The organism is Sulfurisphaera ohwakuensis (assembly GCF_009729055.1).
Taxonomy (GTDB): domain Archaea; phylum Thermoproteota; class Thermoprotei_A; order Sulfolobales; family Sulfolobaceae; genus Sulfurisphaera; species Sulfurisphaera ohwakuensis.
Window position 1 is genome coordinate 1,537,289 of record NZ_CP045484.1, and the last position, 15,296, is coordinate 1,552,584.

The 15,296-nt window shown below is 32.2% G+C and carries 15 protein-coding genes and 3 pseudogenes; 7 read left to right on the forward strand and 11 right to left on the reverse strand.

All coding sequences use genetic code 11. The features are described from left to right. Nucleotides 1-41: 41 nt before the first annotated feature. Nucleotides 42-1,160 (forward strand): annotated as a pseudogene (locus tag D1869_RS08615) (RNA-guided endonuclease TnpB family protein). A gap of 256 nt (nucleotides 1,161-1,416) precedes the next feature. Here D1869_RS08615 and D1869_RS08620 read toward each other — a convergent pair. Continuing rightward, nucleotides 1,417-1,986, reverse strand: coding sequence for an ATP cone domain-containing protein (locus tag D1869_RS08620; protein ID WP_156014740.1), 570 nt, complete (start codon nucleotides 1,984-1,986; stop codon nucleotides 1,417-1,419). Nucleotides 1,987-2,321: 335 nt separating this feature from the next. On the opposite strand from D1869_RS08620, the gene D1869_RS08625 reads away from it, so the two are divergent. Continuing rightward, nucleotides 2,322-2,759 (forward strand): hypothetical protein, encoded by a 438-nt coding sequence (locus D1869_RS08625; RefSeq protein ID WP_156014741.1) that lies wholly within the window; start codon nucleotides 2,322-2,324, stop codon nucleotides 2,757-2,759. Here D1869_RS08625 and D1869_RS08630 read toward each other — a convergent pair. From D1869_RS08630 to D1869_RS08670, 9 genes are all read right to left on the reverse strand, one after another. Continuing rightward, complete coding sequence (locus tag D1869_RS08630) at nucleotides 2,735-3,367, reverse strand: CHAD domain-containing protein (protein WP_156014742.1); 633 nt, start codon at nucleotides 3,365-3,367, stop codon at nucleotides 2,735-2,737. The two genes, D1869_RS08625 and D1869_RS08630, sit on opposite strands and share 25 nt — an antisense overlap. Continuing rightward, on the reverse strand, nucleotides 3,348-3,965 hold the full coding sequence (locus D1869_RS08635) for a dTMP kinase (protein ID WP_156014743.1): 618 nt from the start codon (nucleotides 3,963-3,965) through the stop codon (nucleotides 3,348-3,350). The genes D1869_RS08630 and D1869_RS08635 overlap by 20 nt, the downstream gene beginning before the upstream one ends. After that, a complete protein-coding gene (gene tmk / locus D1869_RS08640) occupies nucleotides 3,949-4,590 on the reverse strand; it encodes a dTMP kinase (protein ID WP_156014744.1) in 642 nt (213 codons plus the stop codon). Before tmk ends, D1869_RS08635 begins: the two co-directional genes overlap by 17 nt. Then, nucleotides 4,587-5,840, reverse strand: coding sequence for a Ppx/GppA phosphatase family protein (locus D1869_RS08645; protein WP_156014745.1), 1,254 nt, complete (start codon nucleotides 5,838-5,840; stop codon nucleotides 4,587-4,589). The genes tmk and D1869_RS08645 overlap by 4 nt, the downstream gene beginning before the upstream one ends. Nucleotides 5,841-5,842: 2 nt before the next feature. After that, nucleotides 5,843-6,322, reverse strand: coding sequence for a phosphohistidine phosphatase SixA (sixA, locus tag D1869_RS08650; protein WP_156014746.1), 480 nt, complete (start codon nucleotides 6,320-6,322; stop codon nucleotides 5,843-5,845). A 124-nt stretch (nucleotides 6,323-6,446) separates the two neighbouring features. After that, nucleotides 6,447-7,082, reverse strand: a complete 636-nt coding sequence (locus tag D1869_RS08655; RefSeq protein ID WP_196772257.1) for a M56 family metallopeptidase — start codon at nucleotides 7,080-7,082, stop codon at nucleotides 6,447-6,449. Between the two features lie 189 nt (nucleotides 7,083-7,271). Beyond that, nucleotides 7,272-8,069 carry a hypothetical protein gene (locus D1869_RS08660; protein WP_156014748.1) on the reverse strand — a complete coding sequence of 266 codons (798 nt, stop codon included), beginning with the start codon at nucleotides 8,067-8,069 and terminating at the stop codon, nucleotides 7,272-7,274. 50 nt (nucleotides 8,070-8,119) lie between these two features. Continuing rightward, nucleotides 8,120-8,818: an MBL fold metallo-hydrolase gene (locus D1869_RS08665; RefSeq protein ID WP_156014749.1), complete on the reverse strand. Its 699-nt coding sequence runs from the start codon at nucleotides 8,816-8,818 to the stop codon at nucleotides 8,120-8,122. Continuing rightward, nucleotides 8,799-9,941 (reverse strand): peptidase U32 family protein, encoded by a 1,143-nt coding sequence (locus D1869_RS08670; RefSeq protein WP_156014750.1) that lies wholly within the window; start codon nucleotides 9,939-9,941, stop codon nucleotides 8,799-8,801. The genes D1869_RS08665 and D1869_RS08670 overlap by 20 nt, the downstream gene beginning before the upstream one ends. Nucleotides 9,942-10,635: 694 nt before the next feature. On the opposite strand from D1869_RS08670, the gene D1869_RS08675 reads away from it, so the two are divergent. After that, complete coding sequence (locus tag D1869_RS08675) at nucleotides 10,636-10,944, forward strand: type II toxin-antitoxin system RelE family toxin (protein WP_156014751.1); 309 nt, start codon at nucleotides 10,636-10,638, stop codon at nucleotides 10,942-10,944. Here D1869_RS08675 and D1869_RS08680 read toward each other — a convergent pair. Beyond that, nucleotides 10,901-11,101 carry a hypothetical protein gene (locus D1869_RS08680; protein WP_156014752.1) on the reverse strand — a complete coding sequence of 67 codons (201 nt, stop codon included), beginning with the start codon at nucleotides 11,099-11,101 and terminating at the stop codon, nucleotides 10,901-10,903. The genes D1869_RS08675 and D1869_RS08680 overlap by 44 nt on opposite strands. A 563-nt stretch (nucleotides 11,102-11,664) precedes the next feature. On the opposite strand from D1869_RS08680, the pseudogene D1869_RS08685 reads away from it, so the two are divergent. From D1869_RS08685 to D1869_RS08700, 4 genes and pseudogenes are all read left to right on the forward strand, one after another. After that, a pseudogene (locus tag D1869_RS08685) lies at nucleotides 11,665-12,358 on the forward strand (class I SAM-dependent methyltransferase). Nucleotides 12,359-12,509: 151 nt separating this feature from the next. After that, nucleotides 12,510-13,208: a hypothetical protein gene (locus tag D1869_RS08690; protein WP_156014753.1), complete on the forward strand. Its 699-nt coding sequence runs from the start codon at nucleotides 12,510-12,512 to the stop codon at nucleotides 13,206-13,208. Next, nucleotides 13,201-13,866, forward strand: coding sequence for a hypothetical protein (locus D1869_RS08695; RefSeq protein WP_156014754.1), 666 nt, complete (start codon nucleotides 13,201-13,203; stop codon nucleotides 13,864-13,866). The genes D1869_RS08690 and D1869_RS08695 overlap by 8 nt, the downstream gene beginning before the upstream one ends. Before the next feature lie 410 nt (nucleotides 13,867-14,276). Further along, nucleotides 14,277-15,195, forward strand: a pseudogene (locus tag D1869_RS08700) (ISH3 family transposase); the annotation flags it as partial. Nucleotides 15,196-15,296 lie beyond the last annotated feature (101 nt).

The following is a 15,296-nucleotide window of genomic DNA, read 5'->3' on the forward strand; positions in this document are numbered from 1 at the left end:
TTATAGAAAGTTTAAATACTTCTTTTTTCGAAATTCTTTTAATGGCTAGGAGGGTTAAAGCGATCAGAGCTACTGTTTCTATGAAGATCGCCCTATCTGAACCCCTCCTAGCCCTTGTGAATAACTACGTAAAAGCCCTCCGTTTCGCCCTATTTTAGTTGAAGGAAAATGTCCCGAATCCTAATGAGAAGGAAGTTTTAGAAAAAGTCCATGAAGGACTGTATGAGAGGTTAAAAGAAGAATATAATCTACCATCAAAGGTTGCCCAAGACTGTTATCGTGAAGCTCTCTCAGTATACAAGGGCTGGTATAATAATCCGAGAAGGGGTCGTTTCCCAAGAGTATATAAGCCAACAGTTTGGCTAACTCCTAAAGCAAGTTATAATGTTGACTTAGATAATATGACTGTTAGGATAGCAAGTGTTGGTGAATTTCAAATTCTAGGTTATCCTAGAAACCTCAAGGAGTACTTAAGCTGGAGGATGAAGGAGGCTAGGTTAGTGGTTAAGGGTGATAAGGCTTTTCTTAAGGTTGTTTTTGAGAAACCGTTGGAGAAGGCTAAACCAGGGGAAAGTATTGCTGTTGATGTTAACATGAGCGAGATTGTTGTTGGCAAGGATGATACTCATTACGTTAGGATTCCAACTCGTTTGCACGAGGTTCATCACTGGAAGTCTTTAGCCGAGAGATTGCAGAAGAAATACTCAAAGAGGTGGAGGGAGAATAAGAGGATTCTGCATAGGATTCGTTCTTTTCATCAAAAGGCTAGGCGTATTATGGAGGATTTCGCTAGGAAGGTTGGGAAGTGGGTTGTTGAGATTGTTATAGATTTTGGTGCTAATGTTATTAAGTTGGAGAACCTTGAGAACCTCATCAAGAACGTAGATAAACTACCTAAAGAGTTTCGCGACAAACTTTATCTAATGCAGTATCGTAGGATTCAGTATTGGGTTGAGTGGCAGGCTAGGAAGCACGGTATTCTAGTTCAATACGTTAATCCCAAATATTCTTCCGTCTCTTGTCCTAAGTGTGGTAAAAGGATGAGGGAGGTCTCTCATCGTTGGTTTAAGTGTTCATGTGGTTATGAGAATGATAGGGATGTTATTGCTGTAGTTAATCTGAACAGGAGGGGGTCTCTGACCCTCTCGTCTGCCCACTAAATGAGAGATGTAATCCCGAATCGATGGTGGGAACGATGATCCGCCCTAAGGGAACCATCGCCCTTCTAGGGCGGTGAGAAAGTCAGATAATAGCCCTCTCTATTAGATAAATTTGATCTATGTAACGAATAAAAATTTAATAAATTTGCTAAAAAGAGAAAAATTTTACTCTGTATCTTTATAATTGTGAAATGTAAAAATTCCTAATCACTTAGGTTTTCTCCTCTCTTGACTTTTTCATGGATATACAAGAGAATCAACTATTTAGGGGATACTTTAGCTCATAAGGTTTCCAGCCTAGGCTTTCCCTAAAATCATTAATATACTTAATTGCTTTCTCCTTTTCACTTACCGGCATGTCCTTCTTGTGAAGGACCCCCATGTATAGAGCGTAGAGCCTTGCATTTATAATCTTAGGACTTAACCCGTAGTCCATGTCTTCTTTTAACTCCTCTAAGATATCATTAACTTGCTCAGCGCTCTCAAGCCCCTTACCGCTAAAGTCCTTAACTTTTCTACCTAAATAAAGCCTTCCTTTTTCAACTACTACAGCTTTACCATTTTCAAATGTTATTCTACCTTTAAATACTCTATCATAAAACTGCCAGGCATCTGCAACTTCTGGCTCCAACTGTTGTAATCTTGTTAAAACATATCTCCTAATCTCATCTGTCGAGATTTTTTCCCTATCTTTGATCTTCTCCTCAATTTCTTTAACAATTTCTTTTGCAACTTCGTCAGAGGCCCCTGCCCTTATTAGCGCATTATATAACTTATCTGAAAGGTATTCTTCCTCTCTTCCAGACCTTTTAATTACCTTAGTCATAAATTAAATTATGAGAGGAAGAATATATTTATTTCAAGTTTATTCTGATTCCGAAAGTGAGAAATAGAGCTTAAGTGAAAGTTTTTCTTACTTAAAATTGTCTTTACTATAATATTATCCCATCATTCCTATTTCTATTAATTCTGATAACTTCTCAAGTTGTTCACAAGAATTATTGGTTGTTCTAACTTTTCTTATAAGCAATTGAATTTAAAAATTCTTCAACCTGGGAATTTGCTATGATGTGTGGGTACAATATGGTATATAAGCTGAAATTGTTAGCTTAGAGCAGTTTTCGGATAGAAATAAAAAGTATAATATAAGAATAATTATTCATGCGTTTATTTATAATAGCCGTCATACTAATAATTCTTGGAATCTTGTTTCTTTCTCTAATACCTTTTGCATCTCAAAACTCCATAAGGATGAGTAATAAGGTTGTAATTCTTCCTCACGAATCCTATACTGTTCCGTATAAAGGTGATTCTGAAGTACTTTTTTCTTATAATTTTTCTAATCCGATTAAGGTTTACGGTTATCCTTCTGGTGCTACAACTGCTAATGATAGTATTTTATATGTTATTTGTTTCTTTTCCTCTTCTCCAGGTAAGTTAATACTATGTAACGCTAATAATATTTCTTCCACAGTATATTTCACTATTTACGAGGCTTACGGCTTAGCCTTAGACATTGAATATATGTTTGTCATTTCTCCCATCTTGATAGTATCTGGAGTAGCTCTCATAATCTATTCTAAGTTAATAAAGCGATAATGAAATTCCTCTTGACCTTTGATAATCCTTGTTATTGCCCTGAGCGCTTCCTCTTTGTAAATATTTACGTTAATTTCTGGTGGTGTCAAACCATTACATTCCATTTTTAATATGTTATCCCTTACATCGCCCATCTTTTTTGCAATGATCTTTATCTCTTGAGAGCTATAACCTAAAGCTTCAGCTAAGTTCCTTATGATTCTCACTCTTTTTCTAATTTCATGGAAATCGTCTAACTGAGGAATTAACTTATATAAACTGTAAATACGTGTAAACAGAAGAAGCCTACTTCCATAGATTTTCCTTGGTAAAAAGCATATTTTTAGTCGTTTAAATTTCTTTATAGTATCGTAAGCTAGTTCATCTCTTCTTCTATCTCTTGATCCACAGATATCCATATCCCTTATTCTTCCTAGATTTCCTATAATTTCATTTGAAATGAAAGCACATTCGGAATTTTCATAAACCGGGTAAAGAGAAGTCAGAACATCGTAATACTTTCTTAAGCTAACCCTAGCATCATGAATACTCTCTTCATCAATTTTAGTTCTTCCTAGTACTTCTTTAAGATTAAGGTTTGCGTATTCTTCAGGGCGTAAGGTTTTCAATTTTATTCACTATCTCCTTATGTACTTCATCAAAATTCCTATCCGTGTAAATAATATTTTCCTCTGAAGAGAGAGAAATAAGAACTTTCTGAAATTCATTAATATAATCTTCATAAGCTGTAAATACATCGCTTTTTATACAAATATCTATTCCCGCACTAAGAGGGTCTAAGAATCCTCTTTTCTTTATTATTCTCTTTATGATTTCTTCTGGTCTTGAGATAAGGGAAAAGTATATTGCCGGTCTAGGAAAAATAGACAAAACATCATTCATCCAGTCTTTCTCTAATCCTCTTACTAGTCCCCATGACATTAGGGTTAATATGTAGCCATCAGCTAATGCAATAAAACCAGAGTCTAATGAAGGTTTAACATAGTTCTCAACTTGATCTGCCAGATCAGTAACATAAGCTAAAAATAGTGTCCTTCTTTCAAATACTATATTTCTTTTAACTTGTGAAATTCTCTCACCTATTAACTTTGACATCTGTAATCCAAAAGTTACTGTACCATAACCTTCTTTTTCTAGGTAACGTTTAACAGCCTCTAAATGGGCTGTCCTACCAGATCCCTCAATTCCCTCAAAAGCTATTATCAATTAACTCACCTACAAATTTTCTAATTTGAATTTGTATTTCCTTCGGAGTTTTAGTTCCGTCAATCACTATAAAATTCTCATCCTTAACCAATTTATCATAAATCTCAGTAATTAGTCCTTGGTATTTCAGGAATCCCTCCTCTGGTGATAATCCTGGAAATATATCAGCACCAGCTTCTTGAGGTTTTATTTTCCTTTTTGATTTCTTTATCCTCTGTAGTGCTATATCTGGTGAAACTCTAATGTAAAAAGTAATATCCGGTTTTATAGCAAATGAGTACAGTTTCTTAACCCAATCAATATCTACTCCCCTAACGCTATCCCTAGCATAAGCTGTGTAAATATACCTATCAGAAATAACTATGAAACCAGACTTTAACATTGGTAAAATATACCTTTCATACCTGTCAGAAAAATCAGTAGCGTGTATTAGACTAAAAGTTAATGGGGTAAGAAGATCTTTCTTCTTTGCCTCTTTAATTATATCATGAATCCAGTCTGAAGAGTTCCACTCCGTTAGATAGACATCTCTTTTTAATTCTATCCAATCCTTAAGTAACGTAGCCTGACTTGATTTACCAGAGCCATCAATTCCTTCAAAAGCTATTAGAACTCCTTTTTTCATAATCTAACACCATTAACATATTTCTCAACCGCGTTTTTCACTATATTTCCATAAGATAATAGCTCTTTTTTACTTATTTTTTCACTTAAAAATTTAATGTGTTTCTTCTTTACTTTATTATATACAGATTTACATATAAAGCCTATTATTAAGGCTTCTTCTAAGAGAAATCCTGGTAAAACAGAATTCTTGATAAACCTATAACAAGCCTCATAAGGATTGAGATAACCAGACATCTTAAATATCAGGGATAAATAGGCTGATGAAGCAATATAAAACGAGTACTTTCCTCCTACACTATCTATTATATCCTTGAATATTTGAATTGGCGGCTCCAACGCATTAAAGTATGCTATCCCATACAACCAACTCTCTCTATTCAGTCTTCTTCCTTCTGTCAGTACTCCTTCCCTCATACCATAAGCAGAAACAATTAGTTTTTCCGCATTAAAATATTTCATTAACTCATCTATGATGATTGATGCCGTATGTATCGTGAAAGCTCTTTCTTTTCCAATTCCCGGGAGGGAGGCTCTTGCATCTACATCTAAAGTAGGAAGAAGCGAGGAATATTTACTTATTTGTTTTAATGAAATTGAATAACCATGAATGGATCTTGTTGGATAAGATGAAAGTTTTAAATCCATCTTTGCTAAAGCTCTCACATTACCTCCAGATCCAACTAAAACACCTTGTCTTTTCAAAGAGAGTGTTGATAACTGATCTTTCACTATTTTTCTTATCTCTTTTTCTGGGTAATTTAGGAGTTTTAATGCACCTATAGGTAACTGATAAACTTTACCAATATTTCCCTCATTAACCTCAATTAGTTCAAGAGAACCTCCTCCAAGTTCAAAAAGTATACCGTTAGAGACGGGTAAAGTATTTAGGATTCCAATCCCGGAAAATCTTCCCTCTTCTTCTCCAGAAATAATTTTCATTTCATACCCTATGAGTTTACTTAATTTCTGGGCAATCTCATTACCGTTAGTAGCGTATCTAAACGCACTAGTAGCAACTATTTTAACATCCTCCACTTTCTCTTTATCGATGATCTTCTTAAAAATTGAAAAGGCTTCTTCAGCTTCTCTAATTTTACTCTCTCCTATAGGTTCTCCTTCTTCTAACCCTTCTCCTATTCTTACAAAAGACTTAAGAGAGCCTATAATTCTAAAAGTTCCATTAGGAAAAACTTGGTATAGGACTAAACGAAAGGAATTAAAACCAGCATCAATAACTGCTGATAACATAATTAAATCATCTTAAGCACCTTCTGAGTTAAAAGCATTTTTAAAACACCTTTGTTTTCTTTTAAATCATAATCAATCATAGCTATACCTCCTTTCTTAATTTCAACACTTCCACCTGTCAGTGCTTTAACTAAACCAGAGAGATATGGTTCGTGACCCACAATTAGTACTGTCATATTGTCTGGAAACTCCTTTATCTTTTCAATAAATAGAGATGGATCCTTATCTGGTATGAGATCATCATAAGTCTCTATTTTTAGACTATCTACCCCCATTTTATCCAATATAGCTTCTGCTGATTGATATGCTCTTAAATAGGGGCTGGAAACAACTTTATCAATTTTTATCCCCATTTCATCAAGAAAAGTAGCAATTCTTTTCATTTGTTTTATTCCTTTCTTCACTAGTTTTCTATCTTTATCATCTTTTCCCTCAATTTGAGGTTCAGCATCTCCATGCCTTACTATAATTAAACTAAGCATGCTAACTATATCTTCGACTGTTCCTATTTAAGGTTTTCTATATAAACTATATAATAGTATAAGGTTATATTATTATATGTGACGTCTATATGTTTACATTTTTTTCTCCATTACATACTAGGTTTCAATTATTCCATGCTTCATATTTACTTAAGTACCTCAATCTCTCCGATAATGAAGGATGGGTTCTAAAAATACTTCTACTGTTATTCATTATTAGCTGTTGTTTTATAAAATATAATTGAAAATCTGGAATATCTCTAAGTAAGTAAGAAGGTATACTTCGGCCCAAATAACCAATTTTTATTAATGCATTCTCTAAATAGATAGTTAGCCACCTATTATTCTTAACTGCAGTTAAATCAGCTCTTTTTTCTAGCATTCTATGTATAAAGATGAAAAGAGGGTAAGCAAGTGCAAAAGTAACTAGGCCTAATATAAAGTTTATATTGAAAAGATAAAGATATAGAATGTTATAAAGAATTAAGCCGAGAACTTGAATCTCCATGTCATGATTTTTTAAATGTGCTAACTCATGGGCTGTAACGCCAACAATTTCATTATCTTGTAAAGATGACAAAAGCCCCGATGTATATCCAATAGCTTTGTAAAAGAAATTTCCGAATGCAAAAGCATTTGAATAATCTGTCTTTGTTACATATACAAGCGGTTTCTTCATGTTAAATATTGAAGATGTGTAAGAAACTAGTGAGTTTAGTCTCTCGTCATTACTCTTTTTAAGTCTAAACGAAAAGATCATAATTAAAGGGGATAATAAATACCACACGAAAAAGATTAAAGATATTTCGCCACATTCTAGATAGAAGTTTAATGGAATGAAATTTGAGAGAATAAGGGAAAGTACTAAGAGTATAGCAAAAGAAATAAAGTAATATCTCCACCACATAAGAGATTTTTCGAACAAAAGATAATATTTATTGTGCAATATCTAGCCAAATATTTTTTCTAAGCCTTTTGTCTTTATAAAATCGTAAATTTTATCTCCTATTTCAGAATCAAACAACAAAACTTTCACTGGCTTCTCATAATTCAGTAACTCATAAAGTGCGTTGATACCAGTAGATCTCTTCTCTCCTATTATTAATTCGCCGTTATCTAATTCACCGTCTATAATAGTATAAATTCCTTCAAGATTTTCTCCATATATATAAATTCCGCCAAACTTTATTACTGAAATATATTTTTTAGCTTCTTTTATAGCATTAATAGGTGTTCCTTCTATTTTCCCTAAAAACCTCAGATGAAGATGTTGTTGTCTGCTTAATTGCTGTAAATAAGGGAGTATATGATCTTCAAAAATATGCTCTACGGGTGCATATTCAAACATTTTTTTCTTGCTAAAAAATGATTTAATTCCTTCATCTTTTACTTTAATTCTTAAAATAGTATTTTCCCCGTCTTGTTTTATAAAGAAATCTACCTGAGCTGTTATCTCATTTCCATCAGACAGAATATACTCTATTTGGGTAGAACTTACTAGAGTTTGAGTTACAGAAAGTAGTTTTACTTCAACTTTCTCTTTTTCTGTATCTGGTATATTAAGGTAAGCAACAATATATTTTCCAGATTTATTCTTAGCTTTCGGTGGTGGTAATAATTCTCCACTTTTATCTTCAGCTAGCAATACTGCAAAGTGTCCAGATATTCCAGCAAGAAATATAATATCTGATAAAATATTAAACACTTGTTTAGAGTCGATGTAAAGCGTAAATTCTCTCTCATACATTGAGTTAAATATGATGTAAAAACTAATAATTTCTTTCTTTCGTTAAAAATTTAGATAAAATAATACGCGTTGTATTCATGCAATATCTCTCCATGATATGGTATCAAGATTCTAAAAGGCAAAGAAAGTAAATAGTTGAAAGATCTTAAGGCTTTTTCATAGTCCCAACAGAAAAACTTTATAGGAGGTTTTACTCCGTTAATATTTCTTATAGCATCACCGACTATCAAAACCCCTTCACCCATTAATGCTATATGTCCTTTTGTATGTCCAGGGACATGAATTACTCTAAATCCACCCAGTTCTTCTCCACCTTTAAGCTTAACATCAACAGTAGGAATTTCAACTTTCATATTGTTTATTCTGTCTAATGTCTTTTGTATCTCTACATCACTCACATTATTAAATTCCTTTTTTACATCTTCAAACTTAACTTTTTTCATTTCAAACTTCTCTTCTTCATGGGCATAAATTTTAGCTTTTGATTCCCTCTTTATTCTTTCAGCATTTCCAAAATGGTCTGGATGAGCATGAGTAATTATGATATCTGAGATGTCTTCTATTGAATAACCCCACGATTTTAAATATTTCTCTAAATCATCATAATTCTCTGGTAGACTCGTATCTACGAGCATTAATCCGCCACTAGGACCTTTTTCTATTATTACAACATTATGGTTTAGTATTGTTCCAAAGAAATCTGGTTCTAACAACTCTATAATTCTTATCCTATCTGTTATCTTCACCATGACTAACAAACCTCGGAATAAGTTCTATTGGTGGTCTAATTTTTTCTTGTTGTTGGAAGAATGGTTTACCATCAATTTTTATTACCTTCTCTGCAACTATATCACAATATCTACATTCCTCGCATGTCCTTTCCTCGCACCTATTATACTTAAAATAACTCAACCAGTTAGGCGGGAATTGAGTATTATCTACGTATACTTTCATTAGTATCTCATAGTTTGACGATTCATTAATTCTCCTTAGTGCAGAAGTAGTTGCTCTACCCTGAACATAACTTAAAATATCTAATAAGTTTCCTTTGTATTCCCTTTCTGAGTAAGCCTTTACAACATTTACTAACCAATCGGTTTTCTTATTCCTTCCAGCAATCTTAAACCTATCAATTCCGATCTCCTCATAATAATGTAAATCTTCTGGTCTAATCCATCTCATCCTGATAATATTAGCAAAATCATTCCTAACCTCAGTAGCGCAAAACAGAACCGGATATTCAAACCAAACATTTTTAACTCCATCTTTAGCTGAGAGATAAGAAGTCACCTGGTCATGAGTTAATTTATAGGGACAACTCCATAGACAAGTATTATTTGTAATTACTTCAATATCAGCATTATACTTTTTTGCTAACTTTGCAGAAGCCTCCAATAGTGTAAAATTTCTATTTGTATCCTCATCCATGATAACAGTATTTGCACCTATTTGTAAGTATTCCTCAACTTTTCTAATGTTAGTTATCCTTGCAAAAGAGGATACAGAAACTTCTATATCTGGATGTTCTTTTCTGATAAAGTAAATTAAAAAGGGTAAGGCCACTATAAATCCATCAACACCAAAATTTATTAATTTTTCTATTTCATTTTTTAGCTTATTAAGGAAATGTTCATCATATTCTTTACCGTGAAGATTTGCAGTATTCATTGTATATAGAAATTTTATCTTATAAGAATGGGCTACAGAAATATGTTCCTTAAGTTTTTCATCGTCAACTTTAGGTAAAATAAAAGAAGCTCTGCCATGTCCAGTTAACGTCTCTGTTTGACTACCGTAAATATATTTTACCGGATATTTTGAAATTTTCTCTATTAGTCCATTATCGAAGTTTGTTGCAATAACTAGTCGCATAAAATAATGTAGTAAATGAATAAATTTAAGTTTAGTGTATTTATTATTTATGCGTTATAATCGGAAATAATATATAAGACTTATCACTAAAATAAGAATATCAGTCTAACATTATCAGAAAAGTTCTCTTAGCCTTGATTATCGAAAATTACAAGATTATTTGTGATTATATTTAATAAACTGATTTTATATTATCATACTCTTAGTAATTAAGTGAATTTAATTCTAAATAAAGGCATTTTATAACTTTTTACTTTATTTAGTTGTTCATATTAATTACGCATTTGACACTCCCCAGAGATAATGATATATAATCAATTATTTCTTTATAGAATTATTTTAATCTAAAAGAGAATATTACAATTCGCAAAGGAAACCTGATGCACTTATAGGAAAATCATTGTATTTTTACGTTACGTTAAACATATGTAAGAGATACTGTCTTTATTAACTAAAAATTCCTTGTGATAAACTAAATAAAGTAAGGGAGTAAATTCAAAGTATTTATTAATTCACGGGCGAATATTATAATTTTTATGATAAGGAAATTTCCTTAAACTACTAACTTGACTCTCCCAGAGAGGCGTGAAAGATCTACTATTATTCATAACATATTATATTACTCATCAGTATTATTATCCTTAATCAGATATTAATCGAAAGATTTTTTAATGTGTTTTCTTTCTATTTTATCGTGGCTTGTAAGGAATGGAAGATAAGAGTTAATATGAGGAAAGCCAAGAGTTTTAATGAATTAGTAGAATATATCTCTGACGAGTTTTCTAACGTGAAGATATTAAATATCATTAGGGAGAAGATTAAATTACTCAGAGATAATCCTTTCAAATACGCCAGGGAAAAGTTGGGAAAAGATAGGTACGGTAATCCGATGTTCTCAATAGAAGTTACTGGGGATATAAGAATACTTTATAGCGTGGATTCAAAAAACTGTATCGTATTTATTTGGGAGATTGGCTCTCATAAGAGGATTTACGGGCATTAGCCTTTTCCTTAGCTCTCTTTATTACGGCATTGAAAAATTCATCTATATCTTCTTCGCTCTCTAGCTCTAGGAACCTTTCGCCATTCTTATCTTCAACAATTCTCATAAGTATAAATTTATCATAAGACATTAAAAAGGATATGGTAATTTTTCTCATTGAATTTTAAGAAACGGAATCTCTTATATAGCTTCCTTTGATTCCAGCTTTAATAAACTTTTGAAAAATTTAAGTATGGAATTCATATTTTAACATATCGTAAAAGGCGTGAGTTAGAGAGGATTTTAGTCATTACATTCGGTTATTAGATGAGATATGTCCAATTTCCTTTTCTCACGTGAGAGGCACCACATGCCATGCATCTCACAGACCTAAGCTTGCAAAGGAGTAAAAGATCAGCTTTAACTTATGATGCTAAATATTCGAAATTTAGTTAAATCAATAAATATATTTTTTATCGATAAATATTGTTTTCCCTTCGCACTTACTATGAAAAAGACTATATACTGCTAAAATCAGTTATTTAATCTTACGCTGACGAAATAAATTGAATTCATTAAGGACACATGTACGACCTATGTTAATGAAAATAGTGCCGTAATATTATGGGCAGTCAGGATTTAGCTCATAATATTGAGTTCTAAATAGAAGATCTAGTAAACTTGCTTTTCTCCCTATAAACTAAGTTAAAGCTTTATATCTTAATATTTTAGTTACTAGGCGTGTCTATTAAAGCTTCGGATGAAGAGTTAAGAGAAGTTTATAACCATATTCCATCATCTTATGATAGAGCTAATCGGTATATATCCTTTAATCAAGATATAAAATGGAGAGCGGATCTTGTAAAGACTATCTTAAATTATTGTAAAAAAACCTAGACTAGTTTTAGACGTAGCAGCAGGAAAAGGAGAGTTGACTTACGTTTTTAAAAAGTTATATAGGGAGAAATTCTTCCCTGTAATAACTGATTATGCCGAAAACATGTTGAAACTAGCTATAGTTGAAGATGATAGAGTTCTGGCTTCCTTTGAAGCCTTGCCTTTTAGGGATAATGCTTTTGATATTGTAATGAGTAGTTTTGCTTTACATGCATCAGATAATATAGAGACTGTGATTAAAGAAATGAATAGGGTATCAAGAAAGATAATAGGATTTATAGCTATGGGAAAACCGGATAATAAATTAAAAAGGATTTATCTAAGTTTTTACTTGAGATTCGTAATGCCTTATATAACGATATTTGCTAAAGGGAAGCCAAAAGATTACAAATATATCTACTATATCTACAGAAGACTTAATACTAACTCATGGTATAAGCAATTATTTTTTAGATTGTTAGATGTTAAGATTTATGAGGAAAAAGCATTGAATCTGTTTTACTTTGTAGTTGCTTATAAAAGAGATAATAAGGAGTAAATTTTCAATTTATACTATCTTTACAAATTTTTCGTACTACGACTCTATAGAAAATTACTACTAAGATTAAAACCAAAATAAAATTATTTATTAGTTATTTTGAGAACGTTCGATATATATGCTTATATATTTCGTTGTTTTCATGTATGATGTGGATATTAATAAGATTATTGGTCTAATTACCCACTTACAAAATTTTGGATACATAGATAAGATTGATGACCCCGATCTCCTTAAAACATTAACCTCTTTAAAACTTGTCGAAATTCGTGATAAAATATATGTGGATAAAAACCTCTACAAATATGATTTCTTAGTCTTAGAATCGAAAATAGAAGTTCGAATTATGAGAGAATATTATAGTAGAAGTGAGAAATATACTTTTTTGATTACAAAAGACGGTATAAAAGAACTTAATTTCATTTACGATATAACTCCAGTAACTAAATTTAGGTTTATAAAACTTAGAAGAAGCAATGAGAAAAACATAGATGCTAAAATTGAGAAAAATAATGACCTAGTCAAATTTAAACTAATTTTTTCTCATCCTACTACTTTTGGCGAAATCATAGAATTTACTTACTATATTTACTCTAAAAGCTACATAAATAATAACGTGGAGTATTTTTATATATTATCACCTACTTTCTCTTCTTCTCTTCGTATCACTACTTTTTCTAGGATAAAATCTGTTGAAGGAGTAAGATTAGTAAAAGGTCCCCTTTCATATCATTTTAAACCACTTGATATAGAAAACTATCTTATAGAGAAAAAAAGTGAAAATGAAATAGTTTTTAGCGTAAAAAATGTAAATTATGGAATTTATGGAGTCGTGTTAGAGTATGGATAGAAAAGAACTACTTAAATTAATAAATCACTTTAAAAACGTCGAAAGCGGAATAGAAAAATTAAAACCAGAATTACAAGGAAGTAAATATTACCACGTATACGCTGAAAGGAAAATCAATATTGATAAGGACGGTAATGCAAGAATAGTTAGTGTTAGAGAATTTCTACCAATCTTCAGTGGTATTTCAGAAGAGTATATCTCTTTTAAACTTGATGAGGTAAAAGGGATATCGTATAGTAAGATCAACTATATAAAAAGAGAGAATTTATTATCTAAAGAAAAGTTAAATGCTGAGGCTGAAATTCAACAGGATAAAAATCAATTATTAGTTAGGATGAAATTTTTACCGCCACTAAGAGTAGGAGATAAAGTAAGATTAAAATATACTGTGAGAATTAAGGGTTTTGTCTCAGAGGGAGAAAACATAGATAGTGTGCAAGTCGCATCTTTCACTTATTACCTTAAACTTCTTATATACCTTCCTAAGAGACCTAAGAGAGCTGAAGTATACAAAGTAACGTTCGGGGATAGTGATATTATTAGTAAAATTCCCCTAGGAATAGACGAAGATTATAATTTTGTTGTTAATGATACAATGATAAAATTTGAAATTTATCGTATAGCATTTTCCACTTATTCCGTTATCTGGGAGATTTAGCTCCCTTACAAAAATAATTTAATTCATTAATCAATCTGAATATTTAGAGTATAGCGGTTATAGCAAACTTTCTATCCAACTAAGGACGTCAAAAAACATAATTTTCATTTTAGAGATTCTAACACAGTTTATTTAAATACGAATGATATAAATAAAAAGTAGACGATAGACATTAAGTTACAAATTTATGAGGTTCTTTTAAATCAGAGATACAACTCATTTACAAAATGGGGGTTAAGGGGGCGGAAAGCTTCACCCTTCACGGTACTCCCAAAATCATTTTACAAAAATAATTCTGATTGAACAATATTAAATTTGTTGAACATAACCAAGTTTATAACAACATCAAGAATTCAACAAATTGGGAAAAAAGGTTTAAAGCGAGGGAATCGGTATTACCATAAGGGCTCATGGTAATGCCAATTCCCTCATTAAACACTCAACAAATAGGGTATAAATTAATTTCCATGAGTAACTTCCAAGGGAGAAAGGGAGAGGAAGTTACAAAAACCTTGATCTCAGCATCATTACACAAAGATTCAGTGGAAAACGTTTCCAGAGCTTACAACGTATCACCACAAACGGTGAGGAATTACGTTGAAGAACAAGGGTTACAAGTAGCGGAAAAAACACTGGAACAAGTGAAACAAATCTCACTCGAAACACTTAAGGGCGTGAAGGAGATAGAACTATCAATAGATTGGACAACAATAACTTGGTACGGAAAACCTGTAGAAGGTTTGGGAAGCTCAGAAAAGGGATACTCGTGGAACTACGCAACAGCTACAACGAAATACGAAGGAAAAATCCTCATACTTGCTTTCATACCGCAAGTTAATGGGATGACAAAGGATGAGATTGTCAAGGTCTTGATTGAACAAGTGGTTGCAATGGGATTTAGGATTAAACTGATAACACTTGATGCAGGATTTTACACGGTTGAGGTGATAAAATTCATATCCCAGTTCAACTACATTATTGGAGTTCCCGTTGGTGATGTCAAGATCTACGAGGAGTTTGATGGTGAATATATTACGAATAGTAAGAGGCGTAGTAAGGATGAGCAGGTTAAGTTTAGGCTGATCGTGTATCGCAGGGAGAAGATCAAGAGGAAAAAGAAGAAGGTTGTTTACTTCGCTAGGGCTACAAATCTCGATTTACCCAAGAATAAGGTCTTGGAGTTATATAACAAGGTGAGGAATCCGATAGAAACGTCTTATAGGAGTGTTAAATCGTTCCTCCCCTTTACGTGTTCAACAAAGTTCATTTTCCGCATGTTAATCTTCTTACTTGCCGTGCTCGTTTACTCCTTGTACACGATCCTCAAGGATAACGTGAAAATGAGGACTTTCAAATCACTAATTTCAAAAATTATTGAAAATATATCTGAGGCAGAGATTTATTTAAATAAATCAGAGGAAACGCTTACT

Excerpts from the sequence above, each read along its gene's own strand:
- D1869_RS08620 (WP_156014740.1), bottom strand. The coding sequence starts at position 1,986 with ATGACTAAGGTAATTAAAAGGTCTGGAAGAGAGGAAGAATACCTTTCA.
- D1869_RS08625 (WP_156014741.1), top strand. The coding sequence starts at position 2,322 with ATGCGTTTATTTATAATAGCCGTCATACTAATAATTCTTGGAATCTTG.
- tmk (WP_156014744.1), bottom strand. The coding sequence starts at position 4,590 with ATGAAAAAAGGAGTTCTAATAGCTTTTGAAGGAATTGATGGCTCTGGT.
- D1869_RS08645 (WP_156014745.1), bottom strand. The coding sequence starts at position 5,840 with ATGTTATCAGCAGTTATTGATGCTGGTTTTAATTCCTTTCGTTTAGTC.
- sixA (WP_156014746.1), bottom strand. The coding sequence starts at position 6,322 with ATGCTTAGTTTAATTATAGTAAGGCATGGAGATGCTGAACCTCAAATT.
- D1869_RS08655 (WP_196772257.1), bottom strand. The coding sequence starts at position 7,082 with ATGATCTTTTCGTTTAGACTTAAAAAGAGTAATGACGAGAGACTAAAC.
- D1869_RS08660 (WP_156014748.1), bottom strand. The coding sequence starts at position 8,069 with ATGTATGAGAGAGAATTTACGCTTTACATCGACTCTAAACAAGTGTTT.
- D1869_RS08665 (WP_156014749.1), bottom strand. The coding sequence starts at position 8,818 with ATGGTGAAGATAACAGATAGGATAAGAATTATAGAGTTGTTAGAACCA.
- D1869_RS08670 (WP_156014750.1), bottom strand. The coding sequence starts at position 9,941 with ATGCGACTAGTTATTGCAACAAACTTCGATAATGGACTAATAGAGAAA.
- D1869_RS08680 (WP_156014752.1), bottom strand. The coding sequence starts at position 11,101 with ATGAGAAAAATTACCATATCCTTTTTAATGTCTTATGATAAATTTATA.
- D1869_RS08695 (WP_156014754.1), top strand. The coding sequence starts at position 13,201 with ATGGATAGAAAAGAACTACTTAAATTAATAAATCACTTTAAAAACGTC.